Below are 17,787 nucleotides of genomic sequence, written 5' to 3'. Positions count from 1 at the left end.
ACCATGGTAAAGATCTATCACAACCCCAGGTGTAGAAAATCACGCGAAGGGCTGGCCCTACTGGAAACAAGCGGCAAGCCTTTCGATGTTGTACGCTACCTGGACAACCCCATTACAGAAACGGAATTGAAGGACCTTTTGAACATGCTAGGGATCAGCCCGATACAGCTGGTCAGGCAACAGGAGGCTGTCTGGAAATCCGAATTCAGGGGTAAGGATCTCTCAGATCAGGCGATCATCAATGCCCTCCTCCAATACCCTAAACTCATGGAAAGGCCCATTGTAGTATATAACGGAAAGGCAGTTATCGGCAGGCCCCCTGAGGCTATTTCCGAGCTACTGGATTAAACAGCCGGTTCCCAATTTTGACACAACGGTTTCTTAAACTTTTCTCAAATGTTTAAGAACAAATTTTCTTTTAACAAACATTTAACCGAGCTCTGATTCCCTTCCTTTTACTTTTGAGATCGAATCAGAGACATGAGAACCAAACACCTCTTTTTTATATTTCTTTTTTCCACTCTTTTTCTGATCCCGTCACTGGAAGCTCAGGTCGACCAGAGATATGGGGCTATGGGCAGGAGGCGACTCGCCCCTCAAACCCAGGCAGCACCTCCGGAAAAGGCAGAAAACCTGACCGCCGCGGAGATGGTGGATGCAGAAATGCCCAAGATCAGGGAGGCTATTGAATTCTCGGAGTTTGAAGCGGCCGTCCTGAGATCCATCCTCACCAAATACGTACAACAGCGTATCGAGGTGCAGATCCTGAACCTCGGGCCGGAAAAAACCCGCGAGGCCTTCGAGACTATCAACCTGAACCAGGAAGAAGAACTCAAAGCCAGCCTGCCTGAAGAAAAATACAATGCTTTAAAGGAATACCGCGACAATGGCGGTAAAAGACCGAAAGAAAAGAAAAGGAAGAAAAAAAAGAACAAATCCTAGATGAAGCGAAGTATTGTCCTGCCATTGTTTTTAATGGCTTTTTTATTGTCTTATGCCCAAAGACCTTCAGGGCGGGGACAGCAAATGATCACTATTTCCGGTACAGTTTATGACAAGGATACGGGCCAACCCCTGGAATACGCCACTCTTGTACTGCAGAGTGTGAGGAGACCGGAGATGGTCACGGGAGGGATTTCAGATGTGGACGGTAAATTTTCTGTGGAGACCATGCCCGGGCAGTACAACGTCAGGGTGGAGTATCTTTCCTACAAAACCTATGAACTCAAGGCCCAAACCTATCGCAGCTCCACCGACCTGGGAAAAATTGAGCTCGAGATAGATGCACAGATGCTGGAAGATGTGGTGGTGGTAGGAGAGCGAACTACCGTTGAGCTACGTCTGGACAAGAAGGTTTACAACGTAGGACAGGATCTTACCGTAAGGGGTGGATCAGTAACGGATGTTCTTGATAATGTCCCTTCTGTCACAGTTGATATAGAGGGGAATATCAGCCTCAGGGGAAATGAAAGCGTACGCATCCTGATCAACGGCAAACCTTCGGCTTTGTCCGGACTCAGCCCACAGGCCCTGCAGCAACTCCCTGCGGATGCCATAGAACGCGTGGAGGTGATCACCAACCCCTCTGCCCGATACGATGCGGAAGGAACAGCGGGGATCCTGAATATCATTTTAAAGCAAAGTAAAACGGCCGGAGTAAATGGCTCTGTGAATGTATTTGCCGGATATCCCGACAACTACGGTACAGCGGTAAGCCTGAACCTCAGGCGTGACAAGTTCAATATCTTCACCACGACCACCTATCGCTACAGGGATGCTCCGGGAAACGCCCTCTTCGAGCAGGAGAACTTTGATGAGAACCGGAATACGGTAAGCTTTCAGGACGAGATCAGAGACTATCAGCGTCAGGACAACAGTTTCAATACCAACATCGGCTTCGAATATTTTATCAGTGAGACGAGCAGCATCACCAATTCCCTGGTTATTCGAAATTCTGACGGAGAGAATACCGTGGATATCGATTTCTTCAACTTCGATGCCGCAAGGAATCCGACCATCCGGAGGAACCGTTTCACCGTCGAAGGGGAGACCGATGAGAATGTGCAGTATTCTGTGAACTACAAAAAGACATTTGAGAGGGAAGGACACGAATTTACCATGGACTACCAGTATTCTAAGGGTAATGAGATCGAGAATTCCATCATCGAAGAGATCATCCTGGGGGAGGACGTGGTGTTGCCTACAGAACAGACCATCAATGACGAGACCCAGGTGAACCAACTGGTGCAGTTCGATTACATCCTGCCGTTTGGCAAGGAAAACCAGAGCCAGTTTGAAATGGGTTACAGGGGGACCTTCAACAATTTCAATACGGACTTCGACTTCGGTGTGCTGGAGGACGGGGTTCTCGACCGGAACCCGGATTTCAGCAACGAACTCAACTACAAGGAATACGTCAACGCGGCCTATGTACAACTCGGGACCAAGGTGGATAAGTTCAGTGTTCTCAGTGGACTCCGGATGGAGGCATCTGATATCGGCATCGAATTGGTGGAAACCGGCCAGGTCGATGATAAAGACTATGTGAACTGGTTCCCTTCTCTTTTTCTCGGTTATGAGTTCTCGGAGGAAGAACAGTTAACCATCAGCTACAGCCGAAGGTTGAGGCGACCTAGAACGCGCTTTATCAACCCCTTCCCCTCAAGGTCGAGTAATACCAACCTCTTCCAGGGGAACCCGGACCTGGACCCTACGTTCACCAATGCATTTGATCTGGGATATCTCAAGAGATGGGATAAGGTGACTTTCACGACCTCGGGATATTACAACAGGTCTACCGGTGTTTTCCAGTTCATCACCCAGGAAACGGGAGACTTTGTGGAGATCGACAATCCGAATGCCCCAGGGAACCCCGTTCTCGTCCCTGTGCAGGTGCGTACGCCTATCAACCTGGCTACGGACAGCCGTTACGGGATGGAGTTTACGACTACCTATACCCCCAAACGCGATTGGAGGCTGACACTGAACCTGAACCTCTTCCAGCAGCAACTCAGGGGCGATTACACCTATACCAACTTTCAGAATGAGGTCATCACCCAGAACTTTGATGCGGATAACTTTACCTGGTTCTCAAGGTTCAGCGCCAAGATCCCATTACCGGGTGCCATCGATTTTCAGTCGAATCTCTTCTACCGTGGCCCCAACAAGGATGCGCAAAACTTCAATAAGGGTATTTTAAGCACAAACCTGGCCTTCAGCAAGGATGTGATCAAGGATAAGGCAACGCTTTCCTTTAATGTAAGTGATCTTTTCAATTCCAGGAAAAGGAGGACAGAGACCAACACCAATACGGTGTCTACCTACAGTGAATTCCAATGGAGGGAGAGGCAATTCACGCTTTCGTTCCTGTACAGGTTCAATCAGCAGCAGAACCAGCGACAGAGAAACGGACGGGGCGGACAGGAAGAAGATTACGAGTTCGAAGGTACCTGATTCGGACTCCAAGGAGATAAAACAAAAAAGAAGCCTTCTGGCTTCTTTTTTTTATGAGTTGCGCTTAGCCCTTTTGGCCTCGCGTTTTTCTTTGAAGAATTCCATCAGGTTACCCCCTACCCAGTAAGGAACTACAAAAAGCAAGAGGAAAATCATCAACCAGAACCCGATGGTTACTATGGTGAGAAAGGCTAAAAATCCGAGGTATTGATCAAATTCGAACATATTCTTTGCTTTACAGGGCAAAGATACTTGGAAATTCTCAAAAGATGCAAACAGAGGACATAAAATTATCCGGATTGAAAATGGAATTTCTGACCCAAGCCTTACCTTTGTTAGGCCAAAACCTAAAAAGATGAAATTCAGGATTGAGAAAGACACCATGGGAGAAGTTCAGGTCCCTGCCGACAAATATTGGGGGGCCCAGACCGAGCGATCGAGGAACAATTTTAAGATAGGACCGCCGGCCTCGATGCCGCTGGACATTGTTTACGGATTTGCTCATCTCAAGAAAGCAGCTGCCTATGCGAACTGGGAATTGGGCGTGCTTGAAGAGGAGAAAAGGGATCTCATTGCCAGGGTCTGTGAGGAGATCCTTGAGGGCAAGCTCGACGACCAGTTTCCTCTGGTAATCTGGCAAACCGGATCGGGCACACAGAGCAATATGAATGTGAATGAGGTGATCGCCAACCGGGCCCATGAGCTGGCCGGGCACAAGATAGGAGAAGGCACTAAGACCATACAGCCTAACGACGACGTAAACAAGTCCCAGTCGTCTAACGACACCTTCCCTACAGGAATGCACATCGCGGCTTATACCAAGATCTCTGAGGTGACCATCCCCGGAATCACCCAACTCAGGAACACCCTGGATAAAAAGGCTAAGGAATTTGATAAGATCGTGAAGATCGGGAGGACCCACCTCATGGACGCCACCCCCCTAACCCTGGGGCAGGAGTTTTCGGGATATGTTTCCCAGCTTGATCACGGCCTCAAAGCCCTTAAAAATACCCTGGACCACCTCAGTGAACTGGCCCTGGGAGGAACTGCGGTAGGTACGGGATTGAACACGCCCGAGGGTTATGACGTCCTTGTGGCCAAGTATATCGCTGAGTTTACAGGCCTGCCCTTTAAAACAGCACCCAATAAATTCGAAGCCCTGGCCGCCCATGACGCCCTGGTTGAGAGCCATGGCGCCCTGAAGCAACTGGCAGTTTCCCTGAACAAGATCGCGAACGACATCCGCATGATGGCCTCAGGCCCAAGGTCGGGTATAGGGGAGATCATGATCCCTGCCAATGAGCCCGGAAGTTCTATCATGCCGGGAAAAGTAAATCCCACCCAATGTGAAGCCCTCACCATGGTGTGCGCCCAGGTGATGGGAAATGATGTGGCCATATCTGTAGGAGGCGCCCAGGGGCATTACGAACTCAACGTATTCAAACCTGTTATGGCCAGCAATTTCCTGCAGTCGGCAGAACTTCTGGGGGATGCCTGTGTGAGTTTCGACATCCATTGTGCGGTGGGGATAGAACCCAATCACAAGGTCATTGCGCAATTGCTCAACAATTCCCTTATGCTCGTCACGGCTCTCAACACCAAGATCGGGTATTACAAGGCCGCGGAGATCGCCAACACGGCTCACAGGAATGGCACCACCCTCAGGGAAGAGGCCATCAACCTCGGCTATGTGACCGCCGAGGAATACGATGAATGGGTGAAGCCGGAAGACATGACCGGTTCCCTGAAAGACTAAAACAAAAAAAGGGCCTTCGATTGAAGGCCCTTTCCATGTCTATGTATTATGCTTACTTCAGGGTGAACTTAGAAGTTCCCAGAAGCTTAAGGTTGTCATCGTACACGTTCACCATGTAGTTTCCGGACTGGAAGGAGCCGGCTGGATTCGTGATGAAGTCACATACGTCCAGATCCTGGTTCTCGTAGTAGAAATCAGTAGCCTTGGTATAGGTTACAGAAGCACCTTCGTCTGTAGATTTGGTGCTGCCCCCGCCAAGTACATTACCCTGTGGGTCCAGTACTTCGATGAGGAACTGCCTGTCTCCGGCCTGGGCGATCACGTTGTCAGCCACTGTAAAGCATACTTTCAGCTTATCGGTGTTTCTGGCCCTTGGAGTGGATACCAGTCGGCCGCTGCTACGCTCCTTAACGGCGTCTACATTGAAGTCTGAAAGATTCAAGGCAGAACCCCTTTCCACAGCTTCGGCAAGTTGTGTATTCTGAACAACCAAAGAGTCGTTGAAAATAGCTTGTTTTTCAAGCTCGACGAAAGTACTGTCGCGCTGCATAGCCAGCAGGGAGTTAGATCGCGTCAGGGAGTCAACTTGTTTCAGCAGTTGCTCTCTTTCCTGTCTCAGGACAGCTACCTGGTTCCTGTAACGCCTCAAAGAAGACAGGTCGGCTTTCATCGTCTGAACGGAATCGATATATTTTGCGATCCTGTCCCTTGCCTCAACGAGCTCCTCGTTGGTAGCGTTGCTCTCAAGGATAGCCTTGTCATACTCAGATTGCAGGCTCTTCAGGTCCTCAACGACCAGTTCTTTTTCGGCAGTGAGTTCGCTCTCCCTTTTCTTTTTGTCCTGGTAAAGACTTACGGTATAGATGATGGTACCCAAAAGGACCACAGCCAACAAACCGGCAATTACCTTTAATCCATTATTGTTTTTAGTCTCAGTCATAGTGTAATAATTTAAACGTGTATTAGTTAGTAACGTGTTTACATTGCTATATACGTGAAAAGTTTGCGTTTAGATTTTTCAGTTCAAAATATGTTGTAATTTTCTTTGTGAGAAGGTGGCTAGCAGGCTCCATTTAAAACCAGTCCAGGCCCATGTCCGTTGAAATAATCGATTTTACATCCGATCTGGCTGCTGAGTTCAGGGATATGAACCTCACCTGGCTGCAGGAATATTTTTACGTGGAGCCCAAGGACGAGGACCTGCTGAACCGATCAGAGGAGGTAATCATAGCCCGGGGAGGAAAGATCTTTTTCGCCCGTGTAAAAGGGGAGATCGCAGGTTGTTTTTCCCTCCTGCCCAGTGAGGAAGGCTGCTACGAACTGGGGAAAATGGCCGTAAAACCGCAGTTCCAGGGACAGCATATCGGCCAGCAACTCCTTGCGTTCGCCATCGACTTTGCCAGGCGGCAGGGGATGAACAGGCTCATCCTGTATTCCAATACAATCCTGTCAACAGCCATCCACGTCTATCGCAAATTCGGGTTTGTGGAGATCGAGATGGAAGACCCTCCCCCCTATGCGCGCAGCAATATTAAAATGGCGTTAAACCTCTAGGGAAGGTTTCGCCTTATCCCCTATCTTTAAGCGACATCATGGCAAAATAAAATCTCTTAAATGTATTCAGTAGTTAAATTACTCGCAATCGCTTTTTTATTCACTCTGGGGTGCAAGCAAGAAAAAAATGCACAAGACCAGGCAAAAAATGCAGATGAATCCGCTATAAAATCTCAGGAGACCTCCTCGCCTGCTATTGAGATCCACCCGGTGGAACACGCCACTACCGTGCTAAAGTGGGGAAAGGTCACTCTTTATATTGATCCGGTGGGCGGAGCAGAAACTTTTACGGACTATCCGAGCCCTGATCTCATCCTGATCACGGATATACACGGGGACCACCTGAGCGTTGAGACCCTGGAGAATCTGGACACTGCCGGTGCAAAGATCATCGTGCCTCAGGCGGTGGCCGACAAAATGCCTGAAAAATTCACACCCCAGTTGGATGTGCTGAACAATGGTGATTCAAAGGAACGTTTTGGGGTATTGGTGGAGGCCATTCCTATGTATAACCTGAGGGAAGAGGCCAGGAATTTCCATGTGAAAGGACGGGGCAACGGATACGTGATCACCCTCGGGAATGAACGACTCTATTTTTCAGGAGATACGGAGGATATCCCGGAAATGAGGGCGCTCGAGAATATTGACAAGGCCTTTATTTGTATGAATCTACCCTATACCATGACGGTAGACAGGGCCGCAGATGCCGTCCTGGCGTTTAAGCCTGAACAGGTATACCCCTAGCACTACAGAGGCAGACCGGAAGTGAGTAACGTATCCCGGTTTGCGGAACTGATCCGTGAGAATGATCCCGATATTGAGGTAGTGCAACTCGACTGGTACCCTTCAGATCCTTTTTAAACCCACTTTTAACGAATCAGTTTTTTGTATTTGAGGCGCTTGGGTGTGAGGTCTGCTCCTAGGCGTTTTTTCTTGTTCTCCTCGTATTCAGAGAAGGAACCTTCGAAGAAATACACCTGAGAATCCCCTTCGAAGGCCAGCATATGGGTACAAACCCTGTCCAGGAACCACCTGTCGTGGGATATGATCACGGCACATCCGGCGAAATTCTCAAGCCCTTCTTCCAGAGCCCTTAGCGTATTGACATCCAGGTCATTGGTAGGCTCATCCAACAGAAGAACGTTTCCTTCCTCTTTCAGGGTCATGGCCAGGTGTAACCGGTTCCTTTCTCCCCCGGATAGCATGTTTACCTTCTTGTTCTGCTCACTGCCCGAAAAATTGAATCTGCTGAGATAGGCCCTGGAGTTCACCTGCCTTCCTCCCATCAGGATCAATTCCTGTCCGTCGCTGAAATTTTCCCAAATGCTCTTATCGGGATTTATGTTCGAATGGCTCTGGTCTACATAGGCCAGTTTGGCCGTCTCCCCTACTTTGAATTCTCCTTTATCGGGGGATATTTCCCCCATGATCATCTTGAAAATCGTGGTCTTCCCCGCCCCGTTGGGACCGATGATGCCGACAATTCCTGCCTGGGGCAACTTAAAATTCAGGTCTTCGTACAGCAACTTGCCATCGTATCCCTTACTCACACCTATAGCCTCGATCACATTCGTTCCCAATCTCGGGCCGTTCGGGATATAGATCTCCAGTTTTTCATCCAGCTGCTTCTGGTCCTGGCTCAATAATTTATCGTAGTTGTTCAGACGGGCTTTCTGTTTGGTCTGACGGCCTTTCGCCCCCTGCCTTACCCATTCCAGCTCACGTTCCAGTGTTTTCTGCCTTTTGGAAGCCTGTTTGGTTTCCTGGGCCAGGCGCTTGGATTTCTGGTCGAGCCAGCTGCTGTAGTTGCCTTTCCATGGAATTCCTTCCCCCCGGTCGAGTTCCAGGATCCATCCGGCCACATTATCGAGAAAATACCGGTCGTGGGTTACCGCGATCACCGTCCCCTTGTAGGTAGCCAGATGGTGCTCCAGCCAGTGTACGGACTCAGCGTCCAAATGGTTGGTAGGCTCATCCAGTAGAAGTACATCCGGTTCCTGTAACAGGAGCCTGCACAGAGCTACCCGCCTGCGTTCACCTCCGGATAGGATGCCGATCTTCTTATCGGGTTCCGGGGTCCTGAGGGCGTCCATGGCGATCTCGAGCTTGGTGTCCAGTTCCCAGGCGTTGGCCGCATCGATCTGATCCTGCAAGGCTGCCTGTTTGTCCATAAGCTTCTGCATCTTGTCTGCATCCTCGTAGACTTCCGGCAAGCCGAACATATCGTTGATCTTGTTGTATTCATCCAGGATGGCTACCGTCTCAGCCACCCCTTCTTTGACCACATCCATTACGGTTTTGGAGTCGTCCAGCTGGGGTTCCTGCTCCAGGTATCCGACCTTGTAGCCCGGTGAGAATACCACGTTACCCTGATAGTTCTTGTCTTCTCCCGCTATGATCCTGAGCAAAGTGGATTTCCCCGAGCCGTTGAGACCGAGAATCCCGATCTTGGCCCCGTAAAAAAAACTGAGGTAAATATTCTTTAGAACGGGTGTATTGGCATTCTTATAGGTCTTGGTGACCCCGGACATTGAGAAAATGACCTTTTTATCGTCTGACATGTACTGGAATGTATGTGTTAAGGTGAATTAAGGCGGATGGAAAGAGAGTAAGCTCTAAACCCTGCCCTTAAGGGCATTAAAAACCCATGCGATCGCAAAAAAACCAATACCCACGGAAGCAAATCCCCAGCCGGCCACATCGTCGTATCTAAATGCCCCCAGGGCGATCAACGCGCAACCCACAAAGATCATGATAAAGGTGGCCCATGCCAGGACAGTATTCTTATTCATCCCCATTTGAGTTAGTTTAGTTCTGCCAAATATCGTAAAAACTGTGGAATTCGATTTCCCATCAAAAAACTTTATCCCTCGAAAGGAAAGCGGATCCCCGTAATCTCCCTGATCCGGTCCAGGAGGCTGATGAGGTCGAGGCTGTGCTGATGCGACCAGAGCGGACTTTCAAGGCGGTCCTCCGAGAGGCAGCGGTGGACTTCCTCAATTTCATAGGTGTAGCCCTTCCCCACCTTCGGAAATTCAAATTCTTCCTTCTTCTCATCTGAGAGGAGTGAAAATCCCTCGGCCTCATGCCAGCGCGGATGTATGATGAAGGTACCATCGGTCCCGGCAATGGTCGCCGCCATAGGACTATGGGTGCCCAGGCTGCTGAACAACAAGGCGTGGGCCCCGGGATAATAAAAGGTGATGGCGGTCTGCACTTCCGTCCCGGATTCCAGGAACTTGGCATGAGCCTCAATCCTGTCTGGCTTACCCAGGATGAGGTAAGCGAGGAACACGGGGTAAATGCCAATATCCAGGAGGGACCCCCCACCGAGTTCAGGATTCAGTACCCTGCTGTCGGGATTGCGATCCAGGGCAAAAAAAGCAAAGTCGGCATGGAGGTACACGATCTCCCCTGCCTCACCTGCATCGATACTTTTTTTGATCTCCTGTATGGAAGGAATAAACCGGCTCCAGAGGGCTTCCATAAAAAAGACCTTGTTCTTCCGGGCGGCCTCGACCATCTCTTTTACCTGCGCCTGATTGATCCCAGCAGGTTTTTCACACAGAACGTGCTTTCCCTTCTCCATGGCCTTTATACTCCACTCGAAATGCTCGGTATGCGGCACGGCGATATAGACTACCTCCACTTCCTCGCAGTCGAGTAGGGCCTCGTAGTTGTCGAAGGCATAGGGCACTTTGAATTCTTCTTTAAACGCCTTTGCTTTTACCAGAGATCTGGACGCTACACCCATCAGGGCAGCATCGTGTACCAGGGAGAGATCCTTTGCGAATTTCCGGGCGATGTTTCCCAATCCGATGATTCCCCAACCCACACTGTTTGCCATATATACCAGGTATTTTTGACAAAGTTAATGAATATAACTCCTTATCTTTAGGCGTTAAAAAAAACACGCCTGCACTTATGGATATGAGCTTCAATATCAACGAAGACCACAATAAACTACAGCGATCAGACCTCAAGAAAATACTCGCCAGGATTCATCTGGGTGGCGGCAAGGGAAGGATAGAGAAACACCATGCCCAGGGGAAGATGACGGCGAGGGAGCGAATCGATTACCTGCTCGACAAGGATTCGGAGCGAATTGAGATCGGTGCCCTGGCCGGGCTCGACATGTATGAGGAGCACGGGGGCTGTCCCTCGGGAGGAGTGGTCGTGGTCATCGGATATATTCAGGGGCGTCAATGCATTGTGGTAGCCAATGACGCTACCGTAAAGGCCGGGGCCTGGTTCCCTATTACGGGAAAGAAGAATCTCAGAGCCCAGGAGATTGCCATGGAAAATCACCTGCCGATCATCTATTTGGTAGACAGTGCCGGAGTCTACCTGCCCATGCAGGAGCAGATCTTCCCTGACAAGGAACATTTCGGGAGGATTTTCAGGAATAACGCCATCATGAGCAGCATGGGTATTCCCCAGATCGCGGCAGTAATGGGTAGCTGTGTGGCTGGAGGGGCCTATTTGCCCATCATGAGTGACGAAGCCCTGATCGTTGAGAAAACAGGCAGCATCTTCCTGGCCGGAAGTTACCTGGTCAAGGCGGCCATTGGAGAGGATATAGATAATGAGACCCTGGGAGGGGCCACCACCCATTGCGAGATCAGCGGGGTCACTGATTACAAGGCGAAAGACGATAAACATGCGCTGGATACCATCAGAAATCTGGTCGATAAAATGGGCGCTCCACAGACTGCGGGTTATAACCGTATCAAATCCAAATCCCCCAAAGAAAAGGCGGATGATATTTTCGGGATCCTTCCCAAGTCGAGAGCAGACCAGTATGACATGCTGGAGATCATCAAAAGGCTCGTCGACAATTCGGAGTTTGAGCAATATAAAGAGGGTTACGGAAAAACCCTGCTGACAGGATATGCCCGGATAGACGGCTGGGCCGTCGGGATCGTAGCCAACCAGAGAAAGGTGGTGAAAACCAAAAAAGGGGAAATGCGTTTTGGAGGGGTCATCTATTCCGATTCGGCAGATAAAGCGACCCGGTTTATCGCCAATTGCAACCAGAAAAAGATACCCCTGGTCTTTCTGCAGGATGTAACCGGATTTATGGTGGGCAGCAAGAGTGAGCACGGGGGGATTATCAAGGATGGGGCGAAGATGGTCAACGCCGTGAGCAATTCCGTGGTCCCCAAATTCACCGTCATCATAGGAAACAGCTACGGGGCCGGGAATTACGCCATGTGCGGCAAGGCTTACGACCCGAGACTCATTGTGGCCTGGCCCAGCGCCGAGTTGGCCGTGATGAGCGGTAACTCTGCCGCAAAGGTCCTCCTGCAGATCGAAACCGCCTCCCTCAAGAAAAAGGGCGAAAAGATCACCCCGGCAAAAGAGAAGGAACTCTACACCCGTATCAAAAAGAGATACGATGACCAGATCTCACCCTATTATGCGGCAGCTCATTTGTGGACAGATGCCATCATCGATCCTCTGGAGACCCGCAAGTGGCTCAGCATGGGGATTGAGGCCGCCAATCACGCCCCCATCGAAAAAGCCTTCAATATGGGCGTGCTGCAGGTTTAAAGTTAGTTGCCTTAATTTCCTGTCCCCGGAATCAATTGGAAGTGAGATTGGTATTGTTCTGAACCGTAAAGAGTTCCTGGTTCACATCCTTCAACTGCAGTTTAAAGACCTTTACCTCCGCCCTTTGTGAGGGGGTGCCGTAATTGTGGTAGATCGTCGCTTTTATAAAAGAAGGTGTCAGGCTCTTATTGCCCAGATACTTGAGGTTGATCTGCCAGGTACCGGGAAGGTTCCCGTCTATGAGGTACTCCTCACAGGAATACCCTTTTAATTTCTCATCCCTGATGCGGTCCGCATCTGCCAGCAGGCTGTGTTCCCAGTTAAAGTATTTGTTCTGTGGGTTGACGAACTGCAGCTGGAATTCAGCCTCACTGTCATTCCATTCAAATACGAGTCGGGTCCCCTCAAAATCGCTGTTCAGGGACCGGCTTTTTCTCCTGTCGGCACCTCTGAACTCCCTTCCGTGGAGTTCCAGTAAGTTACTGAACTCTCTTTCCATCAGGGGGGTGAAATCCCGGTCTTCGGCCCTGATAAATCCTTCTTTGACCAGGTAGTCATACCGGGCATACATGGCTGCTGCCTTGCGAATATCTCCTATCTGCCTGTAACTCAGTGCCAGGTCTCGGTACGACTGGGCGTAGTGTGGCCGCAGGATAAAGATCTCCTTGTAGAGCTCGTGCGCCTTTTGATCATCACCCATTGTCTGATACAGATAGGCCAGGGCTTTCAGGCCCACGGGGTTCTCCTGGAAGAGGTGCCAGTGGTCTTCGATGATCTGGTCTGCGAACTGCGCATTGCCCCACTTGGCCGCAAAATATCCAAAAGCATCCAGGAAATAGTATACGGAGCTCCGGTACATTTCAGCCTGGTCTTTATAGACTTCCATGGCCTTCCTCTCTGACGGGCTGGCGTATAATTCCTGCAGGTAGACCGGGAGGTTCTTTCCGGCCTGTTCCTTGCTCAGGGCATTGCCTTCGTAAACATTATTTCTCAATAAGGCCTGATCATAAGGTCCGCCTGTTCTGGGGTCCCTGTAGGTATTTGCTCCTTTGGTATTGATGACGACAACCCCTCCGTTGGCAGCTCCACCATACTTAGTGACCAGTCCGAGACCGCTGAGTATGGCTACACGTTCAATGTTCTCTACCATGATAAAGTCGGGATATTCATTTAAAATAAGACCATCCACGTCATAAATCGCCGGGAACATTCCCATGGAAGACCCCCTGAGATATATTTTGGGCCTGAAAGGGCTTTCACCAAGTCTTTCCACACGGACACCGGCAAATCTGAACTGAATGAGAGAAGCGAGGTCAAAGTTTCCGTAAAGCAATTGCGACTTATCGATGATCCTGACCGAAAAATTTGTGATCTCCTTATCGAGGATCCCAAAAGCAGTGTTGATCAGGTTCTTATTGCTGTTGTATTCCTGTCGCAGCTGGGCCTGGCTTTTGATCTTGGTCTTTTCGACCACCACTTCGTCCAGGACATTGACGGCTGAATTCAACTTGACATTCAGGACAGAGCTCACATCCTCCACGATAATTTCCATATCCGAAAGACCGGGATAAGAAAAGGTCACCATATCTCCTGCCGTGGTCCGCAGTTCGTATTTCCCGCTGCTGTCTGTTTTTACAGTTTCTCCGGTTTTCTGGGAAGTGATTTCCGCGTTGACCAGGGCTGCATCCATGGCAGAAACTTCCCCTTTTATGGTCACTTGTTTTTCCTGTGCCTTCAGGATCATGACAGCACACAGGAAGCAAAGGATGAAGACGATCTTTTTCATAATTTCTTTTTTATAGCATTGACTTTCAGGCTTATCGAACGCCTGAAGTCGTATAAAATTACGAAAAATTCCGATTCAATCTACAAGGATCTCCGCCAGGGTCTTCGTCTCTTCGGGCGTTGTAAAAGACCGTATGATCTCCCTGGATTTTTGATCTGGGGACCCGAAATTCTGATACAGGGTACACTTGAGGACCAGGGGAACCTGGTTGGTAATATCCACGTGTCCCTGATAGGTCGCATTCAGGAGCCATTTGCCTTGCACCCCATCCCCGTAGAACTCGAATTCCTCAGAACTATATCCGTTGATGATCTCATCCTTCATCCTTTCGGAGCTGCTCATGGTGTTGTGTTCCCAGTTAAAAAAGCGATTTTGGGGGTTGACGAACTGCAGGCTGAACTCGGCCTGAGGGTCATTCCACTCAAAGACGAGTCGCACATTATACTTGAGGTTGTTCATTAATTGAGGCGGAATTGAGATAGTATTCAACGCTCCCCTATGCCTGAAGACCAGGTTTTTTATTTCCCGGACCACCGTTTTGGAAACACTGTTGGCACTGATGGGAGGTGTAATCGTATTCCCGTGAAGGGCAAGAAGGTCCTGCAGGGCGTCCTGGTAGTCGCCCGTCTCCTTTTTGGCAACCGCAATATCGAGATAGGCCTGGGTGTGTTTCCGGTCAATTTCAAGGATCTCTTCATTGATACGGATGACATCTTTGTACTTGCCAACCCCGGAGAGGGCCAGGGATACCGCTTTCAGGGTATTGATATCCTTGGGAAAAAGTTCCAGGACCCCCGAGATGATGACCGCTGCCCTGTCTTTGTCCTCCTTTTTAAAGAATTCATAAGCCTCCAGGAAGAAATCCACCCCCCGGTCGGCGGCAGCCCGCAATCTGAGGTATTCCTCATAGGCCTTTTCGGGGGTGCCGGAGCGCTCCAGGGCGGTAATCAAATCGGATTTGGATGCCTTTGTGCCTGCATCTGCGCCTCTATACACATTGTCCGTAAGCCTGGCCAGGTCTACCGGCTGGCCCGCAGCTTTAGCGCCTGCTGCACTCTTGGTGGTGATAAGGATCACCCCATTGGCCCCGAGGCTGCCATACCGGTTTGTGGCTGCGTATCCCTTGAGAACGGAGATGGAGGCAATATTGTCCGGATTTACAAAATTGAAAATAGCCTGGCTCGAGGAGGACGCCCCACGGGAGGAATCCGACTGGCGCTGGGGTACGCCGTCTATGACCACAAGGCTGTAGTTATTCCCGAGGATGGAGGTATTGGACCGCATGGTCGCCCTGCTGATATCCTCCGTATTACCCAGGTTGACGTTAGAGAATTTATTGAGAACAGTCTGGGATACATCGGTCTGTATGGGGGTAATGTCGTCATCACCTAGGCTCTGTACGGCATAGCCTATTTTTTCTGCATTCTCTTTTCCATACCCCGTATCGACCTGGGCGGCTTCCTCCTGTCTCTTTTCCACCAGGACCACCTCTTCCAGGGTAAAGACATTACCCTCGAGAAAAATGTTCATCTGAGATGTATCCTCCACAGGTACGTATTTATAGGTATTCCTGCTCCTGCTGCTGACCAGCAAGCTGTCTCCGGGTTGAGCTTCAATGGAAAAACTCCCGTCCAGTACGGTGCGCACTCCTCCGGCCTCCCCTTTTACGGTGATGACCACATCCGGGACAGGTACATTGTCTATGTATACCTTACCCCTGACGGTGTTCTTTGCCGGAGGAACGGGTTTTCTAAGGCTGCTGATATTCTCGGGCAGGATGGCCGCAAAGTCCATTAAGCGGTACCGGTTGATCAGGGCCGTCCTTTTGAGGAATTCCTCATCCCGGTAAGGTGAACTGTTGATCAAAAAGCTTTTGGGAGGCAGGTCGGGGTAATCCCCCTCGTAGATCCGGTTCCCGTCTGTAAAGAGGTAAATATTGGGATGTTTCGCAAGGCCTTTGAGCTGTGAATACTCATTGGCCCCATCATAGGTCAGGGATTGGAGATCCTTCCTCAGGTCTTCCCACTGCCCCTGTGCAATCGTGTAATTCTTTTCCGTGATCTGCAGATTGAAAAGCACAAGTTGTACCCGCTGGTCCGGAGACCTTTGGAAAACCTTGTCTAAAATGGACAGGTCCTTTTCCAGGTCCCGGTCCTTGGCAGAAAGGGATACATCCCAGAAGATGGTCGTATTCGGGTTTGCTTCCTGCTGTGCGCTGAGGAAGGAACAGATGAGGAACCCCATCATGAGGGTTAATCGGGTTGATTTCATATCACTGGCCCTGATGGGTTAAGGGTCTGGGGATAAGGAGTAATTCCGTCTGTCTGCCGTTCACATACCTAAAGCCCTCCTTTCCATAGAACCCGGCTTCTTCCAGCATGATCCTGATATCCCGTTTCCATTCGGGAAGGTAGACGGTGGTATTGAGTTCGATGGCATAAACCGTATCGGGATTGAGGGGATAATTCTCCCCATCGTCCTTCATCACCCCATCCTGGGCGTCCCACATCCCTATGGTCGTTCCCGCTGAATGTCCGTAAGACCCCAGGGGATGCGTATAAATAGCAGGTCTGAGCCCTTCTGCCCTGCCTGCTTCCAGTGCTTTTGCGAGTATCTCATTCCCTGTGAGGCCCGTTCTCATGTTATCAGTGAGGTGATCCTGTACCCGGTTGCCTTTTCGAAGGGCTTCCACCAGGAATTCGGGCGGGGAAGTTTCTCCAGGCCTGAGGACATAAGCCAGTTCCTGGCAATCCGTATTGAGCCTAAGATAGGTGATCCCAAAATCACAGTGCAGCAGATCACCTGGCAGGATCAGCATATCTTCCGGCCTGCCGGAAAAGGAATACAAATGTCCCACGAGAGCCTCCTCTGAACGCTGAATGTCCACGGTGGGATGGAACCAGGTCTCCAGGCCCATTTCTGTGACCTTCTGCCGCATCCACCATTCCACATCAGAGGTCGTTGTAACCCCGGGAGTAATGACTTTCTCTGAAAAAGCCTCGGCAATAATTTCATGAGTAATGCTCACCAGCTGGGAATAGATGACCATCTCCCTTTCAGTTCTGGTCTCAATCCACCTCACCGCCAGTTGTTCAGCAGACACTACTCGCTTCTGGTAGGCCTTGGGGAGATACGACATGAATTCCTCATAATCGGTCTTGTCGAGCCCGTCTGCAATATTGTGGTCCTTCGAAAAATTAAGGCCTATTCGTTTGGGATCCCTCTTGTTTATAATTGCCATCAGGCGCTTCCACTGGTCGGGTTCCTTCTCCTTGTCCCAGGCAGAGACGATGTTCTTCCCCACGTTGTATCGGGCCACCGCCAGTTTTTCAATACGGTTATTCTGCGCGTCCCTGTAGAATACCAGCATAGTCCGACGCCGGGCATTGAGCCATGTGGCTGGTAGCATCGTCCTCAGGACCGGATCCTCGTTGTACTCCCTGGAGATCAGGATCCACATGTCGATCCCCGTCTTATCCATCAGTTCAGGCAGGAGGTTATTGAAACGTTCGTCCAGGATCTCGTCAATAACAGCTGCCCTTTCTTTCTCATGCAGTATGTGCTGTCCAAAAGAAAACTGGGTGCTAAGTGCGAGCAGAAGAATGAAGAAAAATAAACTTCTTGCCCTACGCCATTTGATTATAGAGAGGTCCATTAAATTCACTTGTATATAATTTGAGTTTGT

General features: G+C 50.0%; 15 protein-coding genes. 7 read left to right on the top strand and 8 right to left on the bottom strand.

Translation table 11 applies throughout. The features are described 5' to 3' along the window. Positions 1 to 3 precede the first annotated feature (3 nt). The 3 genes from arsC (at position 4) to ABYP73_RS00345 (ending at position 3,453) form a co-directional block, all read left to right on the top strand. A complete protein-coding gene (gene arsC, locus ABYP73_RS00355) occupies positions 4 to 348 on the top strand; it encodes an arsenate reductase (glutaredoxin) (RefSeq protein ID WP_372945708.1) in 345 nt (114 codons plus the stop codon). Positions 349 to 480: 132 nt separating this feature from the next. Continuing rightward, complete coding sequence (locus ABYP73_RS00350) at positions 481 to 942, top strand: hypothetical protein (protein ID WP_372973126.1); 462 nt, start codon at positions 481 to 483, stop codon at positions 940 to 942. After that, positions 943 to 3,453, top strand: a complete 2,511-nt coding sequence (locus ABYP73_RS00345) for a TonB-dependent receptor domain-containing protein (RefSeq protein WP_372945706.1) — start codon at positions 943 to 945, stop codon at positions 3,451 to 3,453. 51 nt (positions 3,454 to 3,504) lie between these two features. Here ABYP73_RS00345 and ABYP73_RS00340 read toward each other — a convergent pair whose 3' ends face one another. Next, positions 3,505 to 3,678 carry a hypothetical protein gene (locus ABYP73_RS00340; RefSeq protein ID WP_372973125.1) on the bottom strand — a complete coding sequence of 58 codons (174 nt, stop codon included), beginning with the start codon at positions 3,676 to 3,678 and terminating at the stop codon, positions 3,505 to 3,507. 130 nt (positions 3,679 to 3,808) lie between these two features. On the opposite strand from ABYP73_RS00340, the gene fumC reads away from it, so the two are divergent. Further along, positions 3,809 to 5,209, top strand: coding sequence for a class II fumarate hydratase (gene fumC, locus ABYP73_RS00335; RefSeq protein WP_372973124.1), 1,401 nt, complete (start codon positions 3,809 to 3,811; stop codon positions 5,207 to 5,209). A 52-nt stretch (positions 5,210 to 5,261) separates the two neighbouring features. Here the strand turns inward: fumC and ABYP73_RS00330 are convergent, their stop codons facing one another. Continuing rightward, positions 5,262 to 6,149 carry a hypothetical protein gene (locus tag ABYP73_RS00330; RefSeq protein ID WP_372973123.1) on the bottom strand — a complete coding sequence of 296 codons (888 nt, stop codon included), beginning with the start codon at positions 6,147 to 6,149 and terminating at the stop codon, positions 5,262 to 5,264. A 152-nt stretch (positions 6,150 to 6,301) separates the two neighbouring features. Here ABYP73_RS00330 and ABYP73_RS00325 point away from each other — a divergent pair, with 152 nt between their 5' ends. Next, positions 6,302 to 6,763, top strand: coding sequence for a GNAT family N-acetyltransferase (locus ABYP73_RS00325; RefSeq protein ID WP_372973122.1), 462 nt, complete (start codon positions 6,302 to 6,304; stop codon positions 6,761 to 6,763). Positions 6,764 to 6,823: 60 nt separating this feature from the next. Continuing rightward, positions 6,824 to 7,507: an MBL fold metallo-hydrolase gene (locus tag ABYP73_RS00320; RefSeq protein WP_372973121.1), complete on the top strand. Its 684-nt coding sequence runs from the start codon at positions 6,824 to 6,826 to the stop codon at positions 7,505 to 7,507. Positions 7,508 to 7,632: 125 nt separating this feature from the next. Here ABYP73_RS00320 and ettA read toward each other — a convergent pair whose 3' ends face one another. The 3 genes from ettA to ABYP73_RS00305 form a co-directional block, all read right to left on the bottom strand. Then, on the bottom strand, positions 7,633 to 9,324 hold the full coding sequence (gene ettA / locus ABYP73_RS00315) for an energy-dependent translational throttle protein EttA (protein ID WP_372945775.1): 1,692 nt from the start codon (positions 9,322 to 9,324) through the stop codon (positions 7,633 to 7,635). Positions 9,325 to 9,378: 54 nt separating this feature from the next. After that, on the bottom strand, positions 9,379 to 9,561 hold the full coding sequence (locus ABYP73_RS00310; protein ID WP_152573739.1) for a CAL67264 family membrane protein: 183 nt from the start codon (positions 9,559 to 9,561) through the stop codon (positions 9,379 to 9,381). 65 nt (positions 9,562 to 9,626) lie between these two features. After that, positions 9,627 to 10,610: a Gfo/Idh/MocA family protein gene (locus ABYP73_RS00305; protein WP_372945774.1), complete on the bottom strand. Its 984-nt coding sequence runs from the start codon at positions 10,608 to 10,610 to the stop codon at positions 9,627 to 9,629. Positions 10,611 to 10,687: 77 nt separating this feature from the next. On the opposite strand from ABYP73_RS00305, the gene ABYP73_RS00300 reads away from it, so the two are divergent. Then, positions 10,688 to 12,316 carry an acyl-CoA carboxylase subunit beta gene (locus ABYP73_RS00300; protein WP_372973120.1) on the top strand — a complete coding sequence of 543 codons (1,629 nt, stop codon included), beginning with the start codon at positions 10,688 to 10,690 and terminating at the stop codon, positions 12,314 to 12,316. 31 nt (positions 12,317 to 12,347) lie between these two features. Here ABYP73_RS00300 and ABYP73_RS00295 read toward each other — a convergent pair whose 3' ends face one another. The 3 genes from ABYP73_RS00295 to ABYP73_RS00285 all read right to left on the bottom strand — a co-directional run bounded on the left by ABYP73_RS00295 (position 12,348) and on the right by ABYP73_RS00285 (position 17,757). Further along, complete coding sequence (locus ABYP73_RS00295; protein WP_372973119.1) at positions 12,348 to 14,102, bottom strand: hypothetical protein; 1,755 nt, start codon at positions 14,100 to 14,102, stop codon at positions 12,348 to 12,350. 75 nt (positions 14,103 to 14,177) lie between these two features. Further along, the gene (locus ABYP73_RS00290; RefSeq protein WP_372973118.1) at positions 14,178 to 16,349 is read right to left on the bottom strand and encodes a TonB-dependent receptor plug domain-containing protein; all 2,172 of its coding nucleotides are present in this window, start codon (positions 16,347 to 16,349) and stop codon (positions 14,178 to 14,180) included. Between the two features lie 25 nt (positions 16,350 to 16,374). After that, the gene (locus ABYP73_RS00285) at positions 16,375 to 17,757 is read right to left on the bottom strand and encodes a M24 family metallopeptidase (RefSeq protein ID WP_372973117.1); all 1,383 of its coding nucleotides are present in this window, start codon (positions 17,755 to 17,757) and stop codon (positions 16,375 to 16,377) included. Between the last annotated feature and the right edge of the window lie 30 nt (positions 17,758 to 17,787).

The sequence above is a fragment of the Muriicola sp. genome, assembly GCF_041567615.1.
Lineage (GTDB): Bacteria > Bacteroidota > Bacteroidia > Flavobacteriales > Flavobacteriaceae > Muriicola.
The sequence above is the reverse complement of the archived record's forward strand: the minus strand, read 5'-3'. Positions and strand labels throughout refer to the sequence as shown.

Excerpts from the sequence above, each read along its gene's own strand:
- arsC (WP_372945708.1), top strand. The coding sequence starts at position 4 with ATGGTAAAGATCTATCACAACCCCAGGTGTAGAAAATCACGCGAAGGG.
- ABYP73_RS00350 (WP_372973126.1), top strand. The coding sequence starts at position 481 with ATGAGAACCAAACACCTCTTTTTTATATTTCTTTTTTCCACTCTTTTT.
- ABYP73_RS00345 (WP_372945706.1), top strand. The coding sequence starts at position 943 with ATGAAGCGAAGTATTGTCCTGCCATTGTTTTTAATGGCTTTTTTATTG.
- ABYP73_RS00340 (WP_372973125.1), bottom strand. The coding sequence starts at position 3,678 with ATGTTCGAATTTGATCAATACCTCGGATTTTTAGCCTTTCTCACCATA.
- fumC (WP_372973124.1), top strand. The coding sequence starts at position 3,809 with ATGAAATTCAGGATTGAGAAAGACACCATGGGAGAAGTTCAGGTCCCT.
- ABYP73_RS00330 (WP_372973123.1), bottom strand. The coding sequence starts at position 6,149 with ATGACTGAGACTAAAAACAATAATGGATTAAAGGTAATTGCCGGTTTG.
- ABYP73_RS00325 (WP_372973122.1), top strand. The coding sequence starts at position 6,302 with ATGTCCGTTGAAATAATCGATTTTACATCCGATCTGGCTGCTGAGTTC.
- ABYP73_RS00320 (WP_372973121.1), top strand. The coding sequence starts at position 6,824 with ATGTATTCAGTAGTTAAATTACTCGCAATCGCTTTTTTATTCACTCTG.
- ettA (WP_372945775.1), bottom strand. The coding sequence starts at position 9,324 with ATGTCAGACGATAAAAAGGTCATTTTCTCAATGTCCGGGGTCACCAAG.
- ABYP73_RS00310 (WP_152573739.1), bottom strand. The coding sequence starts at position 9,561 with ATGGGGATGAATAAGAATACTGTCCTGGCATGGGCCACCTTTATCATG.
- ABYP73_RS00305 (WP_372945774.1), bottom strand. The coding sequence starts at position 10,610 with ATGGCAAACAGTGTGGGTTGGGGAATCATCGGATTGGGAAACATCGCC.
- ABYP73_RS00300 (WP_372973120.1), top strand. The coding sequence starts at position 10,688 with ATGGATATGAGCTTCAATATCAACGAAGACCACAATAAACTACAGCGA.
- ABYP73_RS00295 (WP_372973119.1), bottom strand. The coding sequence starts at position 14,102 with ATGAAAAAGATCGTCTTCATCCTTTGCTTCCTGTGTGCTGTCATGATC.
- ABYP73_RS00290 (WP_372973118.1), bottom strand. The coding sequence starts at position 16,349 with ATGATGGGGTTCCTCATCTGTTCCTTCCTCAGCGCACAGCAGGAAGCA.
- ABYP73_RS00285 (WP_372973117.1), bottom strand. The coding sequence starts at position 17,757 with ATGGACCTCTCTATAATCAAATGGCGTAGGGCAAGAAGTTTATTTTTC.